The 18,619-nt window shown below is 69.9% G+C and carries 14 protein-coding genes; 9 read left to right on the plus strand and 5 right to left on the minus strand.

Features of this window, described 5'->3' with window-relative positions; translation table 11 throughout:
- Positions 1 to 112 precede the first annotated feature (112 nt).
- On the plus strand, positions 113 to 2,470 hold the full coding sequence (locus tag ACQEVG_RS01305; protein ID WP_432975657.1) for a putative bifunctional diguanylate cyclase/phosphodiesterase: 2,358 nt from the start codon (positions 113 to 115) through the stop codon (positions 2,468 to 2,470).
- A 70-nt stretch (positions 2,471 to 2,540) separates the two neighbouring features.
- Here ACQEVG_RS01305 and ACQEVG_RS01310 read toward each other — a convergent pair whose 3' ends face one another.
- A complete protein-coding gene (locus tag ACQEVG_RS01310; RefSeq protein ID WP_432975660.1) occupies positions 2,541 to 4,934 on the minus strand; it encodes an ATP-binding cassette domain-containing protein in 2,394 nt (797 codons plus the stop codon).
- Between the two features lie 489 nt (positions 4,935 to 5,423).
- Between ACQEVG_RS01310 and ACQEVG_RS01315 the strand changes: the two genes are divergently transcribed.
- The 3 genes from ACQEVG_RS01315 (at position 5,424) to ACQEVG_RS01325 (ending at position 6,924) form a co-directional block, all read left to right on the plus strand.
- The gene (locus ACQEVG_RS01315; protein WP_432975663.1) at positions 5,424 to 5,831 is read left to right on the plus strand and encodes a helix-turn-helix domain-containing protein; all 408 of its coding nucleotides are present in this window, start codon (positions 5,424 to 5,426) and stop codon (positions 5,829 to 5,831) included.
- A gap of 44 nt (positions 5,832 to 5,875) precedes the next feature.
- Complete coding sequence (locus ACQEVG_RS01320; RefSeq protein WP_432975666.1) at positions 5,876 to 6,460, plus strand: hypothetical protein; 585 nt, start codon at positions 5,876 to 5,878, stop codon at positions 6,458 to 6,460.
- 128 nt (positions 6,461 to 6,588) lie between these two features.
- Complete coding sequence (locus ACQEVG_RS01325) at positions 6,589 to 6,924, plus strand: DUF2516 family protein (RefSeq protein WP_432975669.1); 336 nt, start codon at positions 6,589 to 6,591, stop codon at positions 6,922 to 6,924.
- Between the two features lie 104 nt (positions 6,925 to 7,028).
- Here ACQEVG_RS01325 and ACQEVG_RS01330 read toward each other — a convergent pair whose 3' ends face one another.
- The 3 genes from ACQEVG_RS01330 to ACQEVG_RS01340 all read right to left on the minus strand — a co-directional run bounded on the left by ACQEVG_RS01330 (position 7,029) and on the right by ACQEVG_RS01340 (position 10,621).
- Positions 7,029 to 8,345 (minus strand): PP2C family protein-serine/threonine phosphatase, encoded by a 1,317-nt coding sequence (locus tag ACQEVG_RS01330; protein ID WP_432975672.1) that lies wholly within the window; start codon positions 8,343 to 8,345, stop codon positions 7,029 to 7,031.
- Between the two features lie 214 nt (positions 8,346 to 8,559).
- Complete coding sequence (locus ACQEVG_RS01335) at positions 8,560 to 9,639, minus strand: NlpC/P60 family protein (RefSeq protein ID WP_432975675.1); 1,080 nt, start codon at positions 9,637 to 9,639, stop codon at positions 8,560 to 8,562.
- Positions 9,640 to 9,838: 199 nt separating this feature from the next.
- Positions 9,839 to 10,621: a class I SAM-dependent methyltransferase gene (locus ACQEVG_RS01340; protein ID WP_432975678.1), complete on the minus strand. Its 783-nt coding sequence runs from the start codon at positions 10,619 to 10,621 to the stop codon at positions 9,839 to 9,841.
- A 180-nt stretch (positions 10,622 to 10,801) separates the two neighbouring features.
- On the opposite strand from ACQEVG_RS01340, the gene mshA reads away from it, so the two are divergent.
- The 4 genes from mshA to ACQEVG_RS01360 all read left to right on the plus strand — a co-directional run bounded on the left by mshA (position 10,802) and on the right by ACQEVG_RS01360 (position 16,405).
- Positions 10,802 to 12,172, plus strand: coding sequence for a D-inositol-3-phosphate glycosyltransferase (gene mshA / locus ACQEVG_RS01345; protein ID WP_432975681.1), 1,371 nt, complete (start codon positions 10,802 to 10,804; stop codon positions 12,170 to 12,172).
- Positions 12,165 to 12,665 carry a YbjN domain-containing protein gene (locus tag ACQEVG_RS01350; RefSeq protein WP_432975684.1) on the plus strand — a complete coding sequence of 167 codons (501 nt, stop codon included), beginning with the start codon at positions 12,165 to 12,167 and terminating at the stop codon, positions 12,663 to 12,665. The genes mshA and ACQEVG_RS01350 overlap by 8 nt, the downstream gene beginning before the upstream one ends.
- Positions 12,666 to 13,070: 405 nt before the next feature.
- The gene (locus tag ACQEVG_RS01355; RefSeq protein WP_432975687.1) at positions 13,071 to 14,741 is read left to right on the plus strand and encodes a glycosyl hydrolase family 28-related protein; all 1,671 of its coding nucleotides are present in this window, start codon (positions 13,071 to 13,073) and stop codon (positions 14,739 to 14,741) included.
- A 50-nt stretch (positions 14,742 to 14,791) separates the two neighbouring features.
- Positions 14,792 to 16,405 (plus strand): MFS transporter, encoded by a 1,614-nt coding sequence (locus tag ACQEVG_RS01360; RefSeq protein ID WP_432975690.1) that lies wholly within the window; start codon positions 14,792 to 14,794, stop codon positions 16,403 to 16,405.
- 7 nt (positions 16,406 to 16,412) lie between these two features.
- Here the strand turns inward: ACQEVG_RS01360 and ACQEVG_RS01365 are convergent, their stop codons facing one another.
- Positions 16,413 to 17,675, minus strand: coding sequence for an MDR family MFS transporter (locus ACQEVG_RS01365; RefSeq protein ID WP_432975693.1), 1,263 nt, complete (start codon positions 17,673 to 17,675; stop codon positions 16,413 to 16,415).
- 168 nt (positions 17,676 to 17,843) lie between these two features.
- Between ACQEVG_RS01365 and ACQEVG_RS01370 the strand changes: the two genes are divergently transcribed.
- Positions 17,844 to 18,605 carry a phosphoglyceromutase gene (locus ACQEVG_RS01370; RefSeq protein WP_432975696.1) on the plus strand — a complete coding sequence of 254 codons (762 nt, stop codon included), beginning with the start codon at positions 17,844 to 17,846 and terminating at the stop codon, positions 18,603 to 18,605.
- Positions 18,606 to 18,619: the final 14 nt, after the last annotated feature.

The following is an 18,619-nucleotide window of genomic DNA, read 5'->3' on the forward strand; positions in this document are numbered from 1 at the left end:
GGTCTTCGCTGGAAGTGACCGTTTGAGGCCCTGGAACCCCTCAATCCTCTGTCTTGCCCCAGGCCGAGCGTGGCGCTCCGACGCTGCGCGTGCGCCGCCGCATAGGAGGCCCATGGAAGAGGTTCACGGCCACGTACGGGCCGGTCGTCACACCGCATGGTGGCGGTACCTTGCGGCGGGTGCGACGGTGATCGTCGTCTATCTCCTCATCTCGGCCGACGTTCGCCACCTGTTCTCCCCGCTGGTGTCTGCCTCGGCCACCGTCGTCATCCTGGTGGTGTTGCGCAGGAAGCGGCCGCACCCGTCCCTTCCGTGGTACCTGTTCGCAGCGGGGATGGGCCTGTACACCGCAGCGGACACGCTCTTCGGCATTTACCAGTTCGAGGGCACATCGGTGCCCTTCCCTTCCCCGGCCGACGCGCTCTACCTGGCCGCCTACCCCTTCTTCACCGCGGGCCTGATCGCCCTGACGACGGTGCAGAGCCGTGGCCTGCGCTGGGCGGGGCTGCTGGACGCGGGCATCATCACCCTGGGGGCCACCACACTGGCCTGGGTCTTCATCATCGCCCCCTACCTTTTCAGCCACCTGCCCGCGCTGCCGCTGGCGGTCTCCCTGGCCTATCCGCTGGCCGACCTGGTGCTGCTGTGCATGGCCGCCCGGCTGGTGCTCACCACCGGCACACGCACGCCGTCCTTCCTCCTGCTGACCGCCTGGTTGTGCGCCACGCTCGGTGCCGACGCCCTCTTTTACTCCACCCTGGCCACAACCGGCGCCCCGATCGCACCGGAGGTGTCGTACGTCGTCTGGATGGCCTCCTACCTCTTCCTGGGCGCAGCCGCCCTGCATCCGTCGTTCGGCAGGCCGCCACAGTTGGTGGAGGGAGGCCAGGCGGCCCTGTCCGGCCCCCGTCTGGTGCTTCTCATCCTGCTCGCCCTCATGGGGCCGGTACTGCTGATCGTCGACGCCGGTCATGTCCGCGACCAGCCCGTGCACGTCGGGATCATCTCCGCCGTCGTCGGCTGTCTGACCCTGCTGCTGGTCCTGCGGGTCACCCTCCTCGCCCGGTACGCCCAGAGCCAGGCCGGCCAGGCGCGCACGCGTGCCAAAGCCCTGGAGAGGTCCCTGCGTGACCAGACGTCGCTGCAGAAACAGCTCAGCCATCAGGCCTTTCACGACCCGCTGACGGGCCTGGCCAACCGGGCACTGCTGGCCGAACGGCTGGAACACGTCCTCAGCCGCCCCTCGGCGGTCGGTACCACGGGCCTGATTCTGATCGACCTCGACCGTTTCAAGGACATCAACGACAGCCTGGGCCACCCGGTCGGTGACGAAGTGCTGATCGCGGTCGCCCACCGGCTGCTGGGCGGGGTGCGTCAGCAGGACACCGTCGCCCGGCTGGGCGGGGACGAGTTCGCCGTACTCGTGGAAGACCTGCCGTCCGACGGCGTCCGGGACTACGCCCAGCGCATCCTCGGCCGGTTCAAGGACCCCTTCGCGCTCTCGGGCGAGCGCTCCGTCTACGTGACGGCCAGCACCGGCATCGTTGCGATAAGGGAGCTGGTGCCGCCCGCCGAAGCGCTGCGCGACGCGGATCTCGCCCTCTACGTCGCCAAGGACCGGGGCCGCAACCGTGCGGTCATGTTCGAACCGAGCATGAGCACCGCCCAGCAGGACCAGTCACGCATCGCCCAGGACCTGCGCTACGCCCTCACCCGGAACGAACTTTCCGTCGACTACCAGCCCGTGGTCGAGATGGACACCGGCGAGACCACCGGAGTGGAGGCTCTGCTCCGCTGGAAGCCGCGCGGCCGCGACCCGATCCCGCCCGAGCAGTTCATCCCCATTGCCGAGGAGACCGACCTCATCCTCCCCATCGGTGCCTGGATACTGCGCGAGGCCTGCCGACAAGGACGGCGGTGGCACGACCGTGCTTCGGACCGGCGGGCGCTGACCATCGCCGTCAACGTCTCCGGCCGCCAGCTCAAGGACCCCGACTTTCCCGAGACCGTCACCCGGATCCTCCTCGAGACCGGATTCCCCGCCTCCTCCCTGGTCCTGGAGATCACCGAGAACGTGCTCATAGCCGACGCCGAAACCACCACCGCCCACATCTCGGCCCTGCGCAGTCTCGGCGTCCGCATCTCCATCGACGACTTCGGCACCGGCTACTCGTCGCTCTCCTACCTGCGCAACCTGCCCGTCGACATCGTCAAGATCGACCAGAGCTTCGTCAACACCGCCGCCGCGAAGGACAACGGCATCATCCAGGCCATCCTGTACCTCAGCCACGCCCTCGGCGTGGACACCGTCGCCGAAGGCATCGAGACCTCGGGACAGGCCGACCGCCTCCGCACCCTCGGCTGCCCCCACGGCCAGGGCTTCTACTACGCGGAGCCCATGAACGCAGCGGCACTGGGGCATCACCTCGCCGCCCACCCCGCACCGGAACTGCGTCACCCCACCGGTTAGTTGCGGCGGCGCCTGGGGCGAGTCGAAACAGATGAGAGAACTCGTCTCACGGTGTCCGCGAGGGCCTCGGTCAGGTGCCGACGTAGGCCGCGAGATGCTCGCCGGTGAGGGTGGAGCGGGCGGCGACGAGGTCGGCGGGTGTGCCCTCGAAGACGATCCGGCCGCCGTCGTGGCCGGCGCCGGGGCCGAGGTCGATGATCCAGTCGGCGTGCGCCATGACCGCCTGGTGGTGCTCGATGACGATGACCGACTTGCCGGAGTCGACGAGCCGGTCGAGCAGGCCGAGCAGCTGCTCGACGTCGGCGAGGTGGAGGCCGGTGGTCGGCTCGTCGAGGACGTAGACGCCGCCCTTCTCGGCCATTTTGGTGGCCAGCCTGAGCCGCTGCCGCTCGCCGCCGGACAGTGTAGTGAGCGGCTGGCCGAGGCTCAGGTAGCCGAGCCCGACGTCGGCGAGCCGGTCGAGGATGCGGTGCGCGGCCGGCGTGTGCGCCTCGCCGGCGCCGAAGAACTCCCCGGCCTCGGTCACCGACATCGCGAGCACCTCGCTGATGTCGCGGCCGCCGAGGTGGTGGTCGAGCACCGAAGCCTGGAACCGCTTCCCCTCGCACTCCTCGCAGGTGGTGGCGACGCCTGCCATCATCGCCAGGTCGGTGTAGATGACGCCGGCGCCGTTGCAGTTGGGGCAGGCGCCCTCGGAGTTGGCGCTGAACAGCGCCGGCTTCACGCCGTTGGCCTTCGCGAACGCCTTGCGGATCGGGTCGAGCAGTCCGGTGTACGTCGCCGGGTTGCTCCGCCGCGAGCCGCGGATCGCGCCCTGGTCGATCGACACCACACCCTCGCCGGCGGGGATCGACCCGTGGACGAGCGAGCTCTTGCCGGAGCCGGCGACGCCGGTGACGACGGCGAGCACCCCGAGCGGGATGTCGACGTCGACGTCACGCAGGTTGTGCGCCGTCGCGCCGCGGATCTCCAGCGTGCCCGTGGGCGTCCGCACCGTCTCCTTGAGGGCGGCCCGGTCGTCGAAGTGGCGGCCGGTGACGGTGCCGCCGGCCCGCAGCCCCTCGACAGTGCCCTCGAAGCAGACGGTGCCGCCCGCCGTACCGGCACCGGGGCCGAGATCGACGACGTGGTCGGCGATCACGATCGTCTCCGGCTTGTGCTCCACGACGAGCACCGTGTTGCCCTTGTCCCGCAACCGCAGCAGCAGGTCGTTCATCCGCTGGATGTCGTGGGGGTGCAGGCCGATGGTGGGCTCGTCGAAGACGTAGGTGGTGTCGGTGAGCGAGGATCCGAGGTGGCGGATCATCTTGACGCGCTGCGCCTCGCCGCCCGACAGCGTGCCTGAGGGCCGGTCGAGCGAGAGGTAGCCGAGACCGATCTCCACGAACGAGTCGAGGGTCCCCAGCAGCGCCACGAGCAGCGGTGCGACCGACGGCTCGTCGAGGCCGCGGACCCATTCGGCGAGGTCGCTGATCTGCATCGCGCAGGCGTCGGCGATGTTGATCTTGCCGATCCGCGACGACCGGGCCGCCTCGCTCAGCCGGGTGCCGTCGCACTCGGGGCAGGTGGTGAAGGTGACCGCCCGGTCCACGAACGCCCGGATGTGCGGCTGCATCGCCTCCCGGTCCTTGGAGAGGAACGACTTCTGGATCTTGGGGATCAGCCCTTCGTAGGTGAGGTTCACGCCCTCGACCTTCACCTTGGTCGGCTCCCGGTGGAGGAAGTCCTGCATCTCCTTCTTGGTGAACTCGCGGATCGGCTTGTCCGGGTCGAGGAAGCCCGACTCGGCGTAGGTCCGCACGGTCCACCAGCTGTCCGACTTCCAGCCGGGGATGGTGAACGCGCCCTCGGCGATCGACTTGGAGTCGTCGTAGAGCTGGGTGAGGTCGATGTCGGAGACGGTGCCCCGGCCTTCGCAGCGCGGACACATGCCGCCGGTGATGCTGAAGTCGCGACGCTCCTTCACGGTCCGTCCGGCGCGCTCCAGGGTGACCGCACCCGCTCCACTGATCGAGGCGACGTTGAAGGAGAACGCCTGGGGCGAGCCGATGTGCGGCTGCCCGAGCCGGCTGAAGAGGATGCGCAGCATCGCGTTGGCGTCGGTGGCGGTACCGACCGTGGAGCGGGTGTCGGCACCCATCCGCTGCTGGTCGACGATGATCGCGGTCGTCAGCCCTTCGAGTACGTCGACCTCGGGCCGCGCCAGCGTCGGCATGAAGCCCTGCACGAAGGCGCTGTAGGTCTCGTTGATCAGCCGCTGAGACTCCGCGGCGATCGTGCCGAACACCAGCGAGCTCTTGCCGGAGCCGGAGACACCGGTGAACACCGTCAGCCGCCGCTTCGGGATCTCGATGCTGACGTCCTTGAGGTTGTTCACGCGCGCGCCGTGCACGCGGATCAGATCGTGGCTGTCGGCAACGTGCAGCGCAGGCGACTGCGTGTCCGTCCTCGTGGCCATGCTCATCGTGTCTCCATCTGTTGGACGGGCCGCTTTCACGGTCTCCGTCGGCGTCGCCTGGCTCGATCTGACCAGTCTCGAGCGTACGTCTGGTTCTTCTTCGCCCCAGCCCGTGAGGCCTCCTGGCCCCGGCCACGCGGCGCGCCCCCGCTGCGGCAGCGCGTCGCTCCCAGGGGTCGGCACTCATCGGTCCTGAAGCGGCCCGAGGACGTTGCCGTGGGGGTCGGTGACGGTGGCCACCAGGCGGTCGGCCGTTCGCTCAACCGGGCCCAGCCGTGGTGATGTCCATGGCAGTCACGCTAGGTGCGGCTCGGGAGGCCGCGCTTCTCGATTCCTGATCGGTCTGGTCACGGGTTTCGCGACGCACGACGGGATCGCCGCCCTCGCGCGCATCGCGCGGCGCCGATGGACGAGCTGGGCGGCACCCCTGTTGCGTGGAACACTATTGCAAGCGGGTGCTTGCAATAGTTAGCGTCGACAGGGCACCATCGGTACATGGCATCACTCAACGTCGGCAATCTCGGCGAGTACCTCCGCGAGCAGCGGCGCAGCGCGCAGCTCTCGCTGCGGCAGCTCGCGGACGCCGCCGGGGTGTCCAATCCGTATCTGAGCCAGATCGAGCGCGGCCTTCGCAAGCCGAGCGCGGAAGTTCTGCAGCAGGTCGCCAAGGCCCTGCGGATCTCCGCGGAGACGCTGTACGTGCGGGCCGGGATTCTCGACGAGCGGGAGCGGGACGAGCTGGAGACGCGCGCCGTCATCCTCGCCGACCCGTCGATCAACGAGCGGCAGAAGCAAGTGCTGCTGCAGATCTACGAGTCCTTCCGCAAGGAAAACGGAGTGGACACCCACGATGACGGCCCCCGCACGGCCGACAGCAGTGATGCCGGAAAACCCTCAGTGTGACCCTCAGTTCCACCTCTGACCTGCGATCCGGGAGGACCACAGTCATGGCCATCACCGATGACCTGCGCAAGACCCTCACCGACCCGACCCCCCTCTACTTCGCGGCCGGCACCGCCGATCTCGCCGTTCAGCAGGCGAAGAAGGTTCCCGCGCTGATCGAGCAGCTCAAGGCTGAGGCTCCGAGCCGTATCGAGGCCGTGCGCAACACCGACCCCAAGTCCGTTCAGGAGAAGGTGACCATCCAGGCCAAGGAGGCTCAGGCCGCCGTCCAGGCCAAGGTCACCGATGTGATCGGGACCCTCGACACCGATCTCAAGAAGCTGGGCGAGACCGCTCAGGATCTGGCGCTGCGCGGCGTCGGCGTGGCCGCCGAGTACGCCGTCAAGGCTCGTGAGGCGTACGAGAAGGTCGCCGAGCACGGCGAGCAGACCGTGAAGGCGTGGCGCGGCGAGGCGGCCGAGGAGATCGCCGAGATCGCCGTTGCCGTCGAGCCCGAGCCGACGGCCGCGGAGAAGGCGGAGCCGAAGGCGGAGGCCAAGGCCGATCCGAAGAAGCCTGTCCCGGCCACCCGCAAGGCCACCCCCGCGCGCAAGCCCGTGGCGAAGAAGACCACCCCGCCGGCCAAGTAGGCAGGCAAGCAAGCACGCCGTGGACAAGCCGGGCACCTTTTGGGGTGCCCGGCGCGTTCTCCCGGTGCCTTGTCGGCCGGTACCTTGGCCGCGAGGCGCTACAAACCACTCACTAGGCGGTGCTCAGCATGTTGCGCGCGGGATTCGACTTCACACTCTGGCTGGTGCTCGACCTCGTCTTCCTGGTCACCGCCGTGACCGCGCTGGTCATGGCCGCGTTCGCCCGCGAGGACGCCTACCGCGCGGCCGACAAGCAGACCAAGGCCTTCTGGCTGATCATCCTGGGCATCACGGTCGCCGTGAACCTCTTCGTCTCCGTGCTGTTCCTGTCGATCGCCGGGCTGATCGCCAGCATCGTCTTCTTCGTGGACGTACGGCCCGCGCTCAAGCAGGTGTCGGGCGGCGGAAAGCGCGGCGGCTCCAGCAGCGACGGTCCCTACGGTCCGTACAACGGCGGCCGGTAGGTCTTCCAGGCACCCCGGCATCCGCGAGCTCCGCATCGCGCCTCGGCGAGCTCCGCATCGCGCCCCGGCTGCGGTATCCCCGTCCGCCGGCGTCGCGGTGTCCGCTAGCTCCGGGAACCGCTTCTGCTCAGCAGCAGCACCGCCACATCGTCGGTGAGCTCCCCGCCGTTCAGCTCGCGCACCTCCGCGACGGCCGACTCCAGCAGGTCCTCGCCCTCGAGCCCAGCCGCCAGCTGCCGGTTGATCATCTCGACCATCCCGTCCTGGCCGAGGCGCTGCCTCGTATCCGGTCCCGAGCGCCCCTCTATCAGCCCGTCCGTGTACATCATCAGGCTCCACGCGCCGCCCAGCTCGACCTGGCGGCGCGGCCAGCGGGCGCGCGGCAGCAGGCCAAGCGCCGGGCCGCCCTCGTCGTACGGAAGCAGCTGCGCGGCCCGCCCGTGCCGGGCCAGCAGCGGCGCCGGGTGGCCCGCCAGGCACAGCCCCGCCCGCCGGCCGTCCGGCGCGATGTCGACCGTGCAGAGCGTCGCGAAGATCTCCTCGCTCTCCCGCTCGTGCTCCAGGACCCGCTGGAGCGTCGACAGCAGCTCGTCACCGCACAGGCCCGCGAAGGTCAGCGCCCGCCAGGCGATGCGCAGCTCCACGCCGAGCGCCGCCTCGTCCGGGCCGTGTCCGCAGACGTCGCCGATCATCGCGTGGACCGTGCCGTCGGGGGTGCGGACGGTGTCGTAGAAGTCGCCGCCGAGCAGCGCCCGCGAGCGGCCCGGCCGGTAGCGGGCGGAGAAGCGCAGATTGGAGCCCTGGAGCAGGGGAGTGGGCAGCAGGCCGCGCTCGAGACGGGCGTTCTCCTGGGCGCGCAGCTTGGACTCGGCGAGTTTCACCTGGGCCGCGTCGGCCCGCTTGCGCTCCACGGCGTACCGGATGGCGCGGCTCAGCAGCCGTCCGTCGAGCTCGTCGCGGAAGAGATGGTCCTGGGCCCCCACCCGTACCGCCTCCGCGGCGCGCTCGGCGTCGCCGGATGTCGTCAGGGCGAGGACGGCGTGCCGCGGCGCAAGGCGCAGTACGTGCTTGAGCGGGGCGAGCTCCTCGTCCCCGGCGCCGGGCAGCGCGAGGTCGACGAGGATGCAGTGGACGTCGTCCGTCAGCAGTCGCTCCGCCTCGGTGAGATTGCGGGCACTGCGGATGCGTATCCGGGTCCCGGCCGCGTCGAGCAGCTGGTCGAGCAGCTGGGGGACGGAGAAGGTGCCCGCCGGGTCGTCCTCGATCACCAGAAGTGTGAGATCACCACTGCTGACGCCGCCGCTGACGCCGCGAGCGCCGACGCTGCTCACGCCACCGCCACCGGCGGCGTTGCCGTCGGCGCCGTCGCCGGTGGTCTCCACGGCCGGCGCATTGCGCTGCCGCGGTACGGGTACGGGCATTCGTCTGGTTTCCTTCCCTCCCCCCCGAGGGCGCGGCGGGACGCCGATCGATGTCCTACCAGACGGGGACCATAGCGGTAGCTCCTGGTGTAGCGGAATGCCGAAAGACGAAGAGCCCATGGCATATGCCGCGCATGGGGAGGTAGTTGCCCGCCGAGCCATGACGAACATCACCCCCGGCGGGTATTTCAGGCCGGTCCGGTTGTGGGGCCGGTCACTTGTCGGGGCGTACGACTCCGAGGATCGCCATCGAACCCGCGCCCGTAATCGTCACATTGCGCCCGGGACGCGGCGCATGCACGATCGCGCCGTCGCCGAGGTACATCCCCACATGGCTGGCGTCCGCGTGGTAAATGATCAGGTCGCCGGGCCGCATGTCCTTGATGTCGATATGCGGCAGCAACCGCCACTGCTCCTGCGAGGTACGGGGGATGCCCTTCCCCGCGGCCGCCCACGCCTGTGAGGTCAGCCCCGAGCAGTCGAACGACTCCGGGCCCTCTGCGCCCCACACATACGGCTTGCCGAGCTGGGCCGTCGCGAAGTGGACCGCCCGCTTGCCCTGCACGCTCGCCCTGCCGTTGATCTCCTTCAGCACACCCGAGCTCAGCCAGGCCGTCTGCGCCTTGTACTCCGCCTGCTGTTCCAGTGCGACGAGCCGCTCGAGCTCCTCCTTCTGCAGCCGGTCCTCGATCTTCTTGGCCGCGGCCAGTTGGGTGTTGATCTCCTTCTTGGCCTTCTCCTGCTTGACGCGGTTGGCTTCGAGCTTCTGCCACTGGGCGCTCGCGTCCTTGGTGTACGAAGCCAAGTCGGCCTGCGTCCTGCTCAGTTCGCCCAGCAGATCCCTCGTCGCCTTCTGGCCCTCCCGGATCCGGCCGGCGCCGTCCAGGAAGAGCTGTGGATCGCTGGTGAGCATCAGCTGGGCCTCGGGCGGCAGTCCGCCGTCGCGGTACTGGGCGCGGGCGGCCGCGCCCGCGCGGTTCTTGAGCGCGTCGATGCGCGCCTGGCCCTTCACTATCTCCTGCGCCAGCCTGACGATTTCGGCCGACTGCCGCTCGGCCTGTTCCTTGGCGAGGTTGTACGCGTCGGTCGCGGACGCCGCCTTGCGGTAGAGGGCCTCGATCTCCAGGCGCACCTCTTCCAGCGACTTCTTGGGCACGTCCTTGAACGGGTCCTTGAGCGCGCCGGGGCGGGCGGGCGGCGGCTCGGGGGCGGCGAATGCCTGGCCGGGTGACGCCAGCACGGTCAGAGCGCAGACCAAAGTGATCGCGGCAGTGGCACAGCGGCGTCGGTTCACGACTCCCCCTTCGGACTCCGGGCGAACGCCAGATCGCCAAATGTGATTTACCGTCAGTAACTTACGAGTGACGTCGCGATGGTGCCACGACGTCCGCAAAAGCGACAGGGCCAGCGGGTGTTGATCTGCCGACTGGAGGATCAATCCCACCCGTCAGGGACGAACGACGCGCCCTCTGCGTTCCCTCGTGTGCACCTGTTCATACGGAATTGGGTGCGAGCGCCGCCCAGTTCACCGTGACTTCCCCCTGCCGCCACCGGCCGCGGCCGTCCCTCAGCGGCCAGTCGCCCGCCAGGTCCTGTGCCGCCCGGATCCAGCGCTGCCGGGTGCCCAGCGGGGCGTACGGAGCCGCCGCGGCCCACGCCCGGTCGAAGTCCCGCAGGAACGCGTGCACCGGCTCGCCCGGCACATTGCGGTGGATCAGCGCCTTGGGCAGCCGTTCCGCCAGGTCGGAGGGGCGCTCCAGGGAGCCGAGCCGGGTCGCGAAGGTGACCGTGCGCGGACCCTCGGGTCCGAGCGCCACCCAGACGTGCCGCCGTCCGATCTCGTCACAGGTGCCCTCGACGAGGAGCCCGTCGGGGGCCAGTCGCGCGCACAGCCGCGCCCACACGGCCGCGACCTCGTCCTCGTCGTACTGGCGCAGCACATTGGCCGCCCGGATCAGCGCCGGCCGCGTCGTGAGGGGCACCTCGAAGCCGCCGTGGCGAAAGCTCAGCCCCTCGCGCTCGTACGGCTTCGCCGCCGCCACCCGCGCCGGGTCGATCTCGATGCCGACGACCGCGCAGCGGGGGTCGGCGGTGCGCAGCCGCTGCAGCAGCTCCAGGGCGGTCCAGGGGGCGGCGCCGTATCCGAGATCGACGGCGACCGGCGCGTCACCGCGGCGCAGCGCCGGGCCGTGGGTGGCCGCGATCCAGCGGTCCATGCGGCGCAGCCGGTTGGGATTGGTCGTCCCGCGGGTCGCGGTGCCGACGGGGCGAGTCATAGGAGCGAGGGTATGCGAGCGCCGGGCGGCGGTTGAGCGGGCGTGACACGGCACACCGACGGTAATGGTTTGGCAAAGTGGCGGTCCGGTGGAAATGGAAGTGGCGACTCCGCTGTTGCGGCTTTGGTGGGCTGCTCAGGCCCGCAGCTTGTCGTGCCCGGAACGAGGAGGACCTTCGACGTGAGCCAATACGTCTCCCGCCTCGGCAGTGGTCTGGTGACTCCGCGCCTCAGGTTCCCCGGCGGCCACCGCAAGCCGCGCCGGATCGCCATGCTCAGCGTCCACACCTCCCCGCTGCACCAGCCGGGCACGGGCGACGCGGGCGGCATGAACGTCTACATCGTCGAGCTCGCCAAGCGCCTCGCGGCGATCAACATCGAGGTCGAGGTCTTCACACGGGCGACCGCGGGTGGGCTGCCGCCGGTGGTGGAACTCGCTCCCGGCGTGCTCGTACGGCATGTCGACGCCGGACCCTACGAGGGCCTCGCCAAGGAGGACCTCCCCGGCCAGCTGTGCGCCTTCACGCACGGCGTGATGCAGGCCTGGGCCGGCCACCGCCCCGGCCACTACGACCTGGTCCACTCCCACTACTGGCTCTCCGGACATGTCGGCTGGCTCGCCGCCGAGCGGTGGGGCGTTCCGCTCGTGCACGCCATGCACACCATGGCCAAGGTCAAGAACGCCGCGCTCGCCGACGGCGACACGCCCGAGCCCGCGTCGCGCGTCATCGGCGAGATGCAGATCGTCGCCGCGGCGGACCGGCTGATCGCCAACACCGCCGAGGAGGCCGACGAGCTCGTACGCCACTACGACGCCGATCCGGCGAAGGTCGCCGTCGTCCACCCCGGCGTGAACCTGGACCTCTTCCGGCCCGATGGGGGTCTTTCGCGGACCGGAGGCTCCGGGGGAGGCCGCGCCGCCGCGCGGACCCGGCTCGGGGTGCCCCAGGACGCCTTCGTGCCGCTCTTCGCGGGCCGCATCCAGCCCTTGAAGGCCCCCGACATCCTGCTCCGCGCGGTCGCGCTGCTCCTCGAGGAAGATCCCTCGCTGCGCTCCCGGCTCTATGTGCCGATCGTCGGCGGCCCGAGCGGCAGCGGCCTCGCCAAGCCGGAGGGTCTGCAGAAACTGGCCGCCCGCCTCGGCATCGCGGACGTCGTCCACTTCCAGCGGCCGGTCGGCCAGGACCGCCTCGCGGACTGGTTCCGCGCGGCCTCCACCCTGGTCATGCCCTCGTACAGTGAATCCTTCGGCCTGGTGGCCATCGAGGCGCAGGCGGCGGGCACACCGGTGGTGGCGGCGGCGGTCGGCGGCCTTCCGGTGGCGGTACGCGACGGGCTGACCGGCATCCTGGTCCCCGGCCACAACCCGGCGCACTACGCGGACGCGCTGCGCCGCTTCCTGGCCGACCCCGCCCTGACCGACCGGATGGGCGCGGCCGCGGCCCGGCACGCCGAATCCTTCGGCTGGGACACGGCGGCGTCGGCGACGGCGGACGTCTACACGGCCGCGATGCACGAACACCGCCGCCGGGTACGCTCGCACCATGGCTGACCCGGACGTACAGCAGATTGCGCAGGTCATCGAGCGGACCCTGAAGGACGCGGAGCTCGAGTGGGAGAGCCCGGAATCCGGCTCGTACGTGGTCAAACTCCCCGGCACTCGCAAGCTGTCGACGACCTGCTCACTGCGGGTGGGCAAGCACTCGCTGTCGCTCAACGCCTTCGTCATCCGCCACCCGGACGAGAACGACGCGGCGGTGCACCGGTGGCTGCTGGAGCGCAATCTGCGTCTGTTCGGGGTGAGTTACGCGATCGACCACCTCGGCGACATCTATCTGGTGGGCCGCCTGCCGCTGTCGGTGGTGACCCCGGAGGAACTGGACCGCCTGCTGGGGACGGTGCTGGAGGCGGCGGACGGGTCGTTCAACACGCTGCTGGAGCTGGGGTTCGCGAGCGCGATTCGCAAGGAGTACGCGTGGAGGGTGTCGCGGGGAGAGTCCACGCGGAACTTGGACGCGTTCACGAATCTGACCGGCGGTAGCTGAGCCGGGGCTCTGTCCCTCAACCCCGCCCGTGCCCTCAACCGGGACTCCGCCCCGAACCCGCCCCCTACGCCCTGCGGGCGTCAGGGGACCCCCGCGCCTCAATCGCCGACGGGGCTGAATGTCGTACCCGGGCCGTGCCTCAAACGCCAGTGGGGCCTGACTTGCCCGGGCCGGCTGCATGTTCCGGACGGGTGGAAATTCAAGCCCGTCCGGCGATTGAGGACACGCCCGAAGGGCGTCCCGGGGTCTGGGGCGAAGCCCCGGTTACGGGAAGGGGCGGGGTGGGGGAAACTCACCCGCCGCCACGAACCCCCGCACCAACCCTTCCCGGGCCCCGCAACCCATGGCATGCTCGCCCGCGACGCACACCTGAACATAGTTCACATCCATGGAAGGGGCGGGCTCATGGACACCGGTCGACGCGCCATCAGCAGACGCACTCTGCTCGGCAGTGCCACAGCCGTCGCGGCGGTCTGCGTCACGAGCGGCACCGCAGACGCCGCCGCGAGTACATCCCCCGCGTCCCCCCTCTGGGCCGAGTTCCGCCGCAACCCCTACGGCCATCCCCAGATCCCGTACGTCGGACGAGCAGGCCGCCGCGGCGGCGCCGCACACTTCCCCCGGCGCCCCGTCCGCGCCAACGTCCTTGCCTACGGGGCACAGCCGGACGGCTCCGCCGACGCCGCCCCAGCGATCAACCGTGCCGTGGCCGCTGTAGGCCAACGCGGCGGCGGCACGGTCCACATACCCCCCGGCACCTACCGCATCGACGACCTCATCCGTATCGGCCACAGCAACGTCGTGCTCAAGGGCGCCGGCAGCACCCGCACCAAGCTGTACGCGACCAGGAACCTCACCGAGCTCGTCGGCCCGTACGGCAGCCGCTACGGAGGCGACAAATCCTCCTGGTCCTGGGCAGGCGGACTCATCTGGCTCTGCCCGAGGGACCGTTGGAGCAGCCTCACCACCGCCATCAAGGCCAAGGCCTGGCCCTTCGAGGGCTGGACCGGCAACAAGCGCGACGAGTGGCGCACCCTCGCCACCGTCCGGCCCGCCCAGCGCGGCGACTGGTCCGTCACCGTCCCCGACGCCTCACAGCTCCGCCGCGGCGACCTCGTACTGCTCCGTCTCGCCGACGACGCCGACCACACCCTGCTGGAACACATGGCCGGCGGCGGCGCGGGCCCCGAGGCATATGTCTGGGCCGACAAGACCAAGCTGACCAGCTACGTCCCGTACGAATGGCCCGTACGCATCGCCCACATCAAGAGGAACCGGGTCACCTTCGAGCGTCCGCTTCCCCTCGACGTACGTACCGCATGGGACCCCCGCATCATCACCCTCGTCACCCCGCTCACCGGCTCCGGCGTCGAGGGGCTCACCCTCGAAGCGATGGAGACCCCACAGTCCCAGCACCTCCTCGACAAGGGCTACAACGGCGTCACTTTCCAGTGCGCGTACGACTGCTGGGCCGACGACATCACCGTCCGCCATGTCGACAACGGCTTCGGCCTGGTCGCCGCCTCCGCCTGCACCCTGCGCCGCACCCGCGTCGAGGGCCGCGGCTCCCACCACCCGTACTTCTGCCGCGAGGGCTCGCACGACAATCTCATCGAGGACTTCACCATCGCGCGGCGCACCGTCCCGGCCCCCGCGGACACCCAGCTCCACGGCATCAATGTGGAGGGCCTGTCCAGCTACAACGTCTGGTCGCGCGGACAGATGGAGATGGGCACCTTCGACACCCACCGCGGGATGCCCTTCGCGAACGTACGCACCGAGATCACCGTCACCAACAACGGCCGTCACGGCGGCGACGCCAGTGCGGGACCCCTCTACGGCGCCCGATTCACCCACTGGAACGTCACCGTCGCCAATGAGCGCGCGGGCCTGATCAAGATCGACGAGATCGCCCCGTACAGCGCGACCGTCGGCATCTCGACGGTCCGCGAGTTCGACCAGACCGACGTGCCGGACTTCGGCGGCGCGCTCAACTCCCGCCTGGAGGCGTACGGCACTCCTGTCGCCGTACATCCCCGGAATCTGTACGAGGCCCAGCGGGCGCTGCGCACCTGAGCAGTCCCGCTGGACATGCGCGACGGGCCGGGGCGGCTGAAGATCGGAGTATGAGCGACCACAGGGACGCGTCCGGCCCCGGGCCCTCCTCCACTGTCGTCACGGGCGCACCGAACCAGACGCTGGCTCTCGCGGCGATGCTCTTCGCCGTGTCGATGACCTTCATCGACCAGACGATCGTCTCCATCGCCGCGCCCAGCATCATCGACGAACTCGACCTCTCGTCCTCCGGGATGCAGTGGGTGGTCAACGCCTATCTGCTCACCCTGGCCGCGTTCTTCGCCCTTGGCGGGCGGCTGGCCGACATCTTCGGGCACCGCCTGATCATGCTGATCGGCACGCTGCTCTTCGTGATCTCCTCGGTCCTGTGCGGATGCGTTCCGAGCGGCGACTTCGCACAGGCCTGGCTGATCATCTTCCGGGCCACCCAGGGCTTCGGCGCGGCGCTGATGTTCCCCGCGGCCCTGGCCGTGGTCGTTGCAGTGTTCCCGGTGGAGCATCGCGGGCGTGCGCTCGCCCTGTTCTTCGGCCTTTCGGGCGCGTTCACGGCCGTCGGCCCGCTGCTCGGCGGCTGGCTCACGGAGTGGACGTGGCGGGCGATCTTCTGGGTCAACGTGCCCGTCGCGATCGTCGCCCTCGTGCTGACGGCGATGGCCCACATCCCGAACGTCCCGCGCCACGAGCGCCTCGACGTGCCCGGCGCCGTGCTGGTGGCAGCCGGGATGGGCCTGAGCGTGCTGGGCCTCCAGCAGGCGTCCGCCTGGGGCTGGAGCTCCATCGCCACCTGGGCGTGCATCGTGGGCGGACTGCTGGTCCTGGCGCTCTTCTGTGCGTACGAACTCCGCGTCGAGCAGCCGCTGATCAGACTCGAGGTCTTCCGCGACCGGGCGTTCACGGCCGACAGCGTGGTTCTCTTCTTCGCCATGCTGGCCTTCGTCCCGGTGTTCTACTTCGCCTCGGTGTACGCGCAGGTCTCGCTGAGCGCGTCACCGACCCAGGCCGCGCTGTTCCTTCTCTACTTCTTCATAGGCTTCGGCCTGGCATCGCAGTGGGGCGGCCGGATCCTCGACAAGCGGGGCGCCAAGCCCGCGATGAAGCTCGGCACCGCGCTGGGCGCGCTCGGATTCGCCCTGTGGGCGAACAAGTTGACGGATCTTTCGATACACGACCAGTGGCCGTACGCGGCCCTCGCCGGCGCGGGCATCGGCCTGCTGCTGGCCCCGGCCTCGACCGACGCCGTCAACCGGGCGATCGGCGCCTCGTACGGCGAGGTCACGGGCATCACCCAGACCATCCGCAACTTCTCGGCCAGCGTGGGCATGGCCGTGTTCGGCACGGTCCTCATCCATGTCACCACCGACCGTGTCGGCGACACACTCCAGTCCAAGGGCGTGCCCACAGGGGCGGCGAACGACACGGCCCGGAGCATCGCGGAGGCCGTCACCGGACACCCCGACGGGCAGGCGCCCAGCGGCAGCGGGCCGGTCGCCTCGACGATGCGGGATGCGATGGGAGCGATCCGGATGGACTTCGCCGAGGCCAACCAGTGGATTTTCTACGGGATGGCCATCGCGCTCGGCGTCGCGTTCCTGTGCTCGGTGCTGCATCCGGGGACGCGGGTGACGGGGACACCGGAGCAGGAGTCCGCGGCCGCGACGCGCTGAGCCCGGATCAAGCCACCTGTTCCACCCGGTTCGAAGACGCGGTTACGGCGTCCCTCGCCACGGCCTGTGTCGGCAGCCCCCGCATCAGCAGCCAGTATCCGAGCCCGGCCACCGTCCCCAGCACCGCGCACATGCCCCACAGCCACTCCGCGCCGAACCGGTCGATGACGAAGCCCGCCAGCAGCGGGGCGACGAGTGCCGCCGCCGACCAGGACAGCGTGTACATGCCCTGGTAGCGGCCGCGCCCGTGCAGCGGCGAGAGCCGCACCACAAGTCCGGTCTGGGTGGGCGCGTTGACGATCTCGGCCAGCGTCCAGACGCAGACCGTCAGTGCGTAGACGGCGATCGACCCCGCGAAGGCGGTGAGCCCGAACCCGTACCCCGCGAGCACCGAGGAGATGATCAGCAGCCGGCGCGGATCGCGGTGTTCGATGAAGCGCGTGACGGGGATCTGCAGGGCCACGATCAGCACGCCGTTGACCGCGACCGCCAGGCCGAAGTCCGCGCTGGAGAAGCCGTCCGCGCCCATCGCGAGCGGCAGCCCGACATGCCCCTGCATAAAGATCAGCGCGATCAGGAAGGAGAGGCCGACGACGCTCATGAACCGCCCGTCGCGCAGGACGGTCCCCATGCTGATCCGGGGCTCCACCGGCGTGTCCTTCGCCTCCACCCGCTCGGGCCGCGACTCCGGAAGCTTGACGAAGATGACGACCGCGCAGATCAGCGTCATCGCGGCCTCGCCCAGGAAACCGGCGAGATAGCTGTACTCGGCGATGAAGCCCGCGCCCGCCGCGGAGAGAGCGAACCCGAGGTTGATCGCCCAGTAGTTGAGCGAGAAGGCCCGCACCCGGTCCTCGGGCCGGACGATGTCCGCCATCATCGCCTGCACGGCGGGCCGGGAGGCGTTCGACGTCATGCCCACCACGAAGGCCACCGCGGCGATGGCCACCGGATGCTGCACAAAGCCGAGCACCGCCACGGAGACGGCCGTCGAGCTCTGGGCGATCAGCAGCGTCGGCCGCCGTCCGAGCCGGTCGGCCATCACGCCCGCGCCGAGCGAGGAGACGACCTCGCCGAGCCCGTGGAGTGAGGCGACGAGTCCCGCGTAGGAGGCCGAGTAACCCCGCTCGGCGGTCAGATACAGCGCCATGAACGTCGCGACGAACGCCCCGAGCCGGTTGATCAGCGTGCTCGTCCACAGCCACCAGAACGCACGGGGCAGCCCCGAGACGCTCTCCCTCGCGGCACGGCGCAGACCGGCTGTGGACATACGGATTCCCCCACGGAGTGCATGTAAGTGGCTGTACAAGCATTCGCAACTTACAGATGGCCGGGCCCGGCCGCCAGTCAATTGACGGCGACTGTCAATCGAGCCCGCTCGAGTCCGCTCTGCGGGCACGAGAGCGCCGCCCGGGGAACGTCGATTAGTCTCGTACGCATGGCCGACGCACCGTACAAGCTGATCCTCCTCCGCCACGGCGAGAGCGAATGGAACGCGAAGAACCTGTTCACCGGTTGGGTGGACGTCAACCTGACGGAGAAGGGCGAGAAGGAGGCAGTCCGCGGCGGTGAGCTGCTGAAGGACGCCGGCCTGCTCCCCGACGTACTGCACACCTCGCTGCAGAAGCGCGCCATCCGCACGGCGCAGCTGGCGCTGGAGGCCGCGGACCGCCACTGGATCCCGGTCCACCGCTCCTGGCGGCTGAACGAGCGTCACTACGGCGCGCTGCAGGGCAAGGACAAGGCACAGACGCTGGCGGAGTTCGGCGAGGAGCAGTTCATGCTCTGGCGCCGCTCCTACGACACCCCGCCGCCGCCCCTCGAGGACGGCGCTGAGTTCTCGCAGAGCGACGACCCGCGCTACGCCACGATCCCGAGCGAGCTGCGCCCGCGCACCGAGTGCCTCAAGGACGTCGTCGAGCGGATGCTGCCGTACTGGTACGACGGCATCGTCCCGGACCTGCTGACCGGCCGCACCGTCCTGGTCGCCGCCCACGGCAACAGCCTGCGCGGCCTGGTCAAGCACCTCGACGGCGTCTCCGACGCCGACATCACGGGCCTGAACATCCCGACCGGCATCCCGCTGGTCTACGAGCTCGACGCCGACTTCCACCCGGTCAAGCCGGGCGGCACCTACCTCGACCCGGACGCGGCCGCGGCGGCGATCGAGGCGGTCAAGAACCAGGGCAAGAAGAAGTAACAGCCCACGATCAA

The sequence above is a fragment of the Streptomyces sp. CA-135486 genome, assembly GCF_050936555.1.
Taxonomy (GTDB): domain Bacteria; phylum Actinomycetota; class Actinomycetes; order Streptomycetales; family Streptomycetaceae; genus Streptomyces.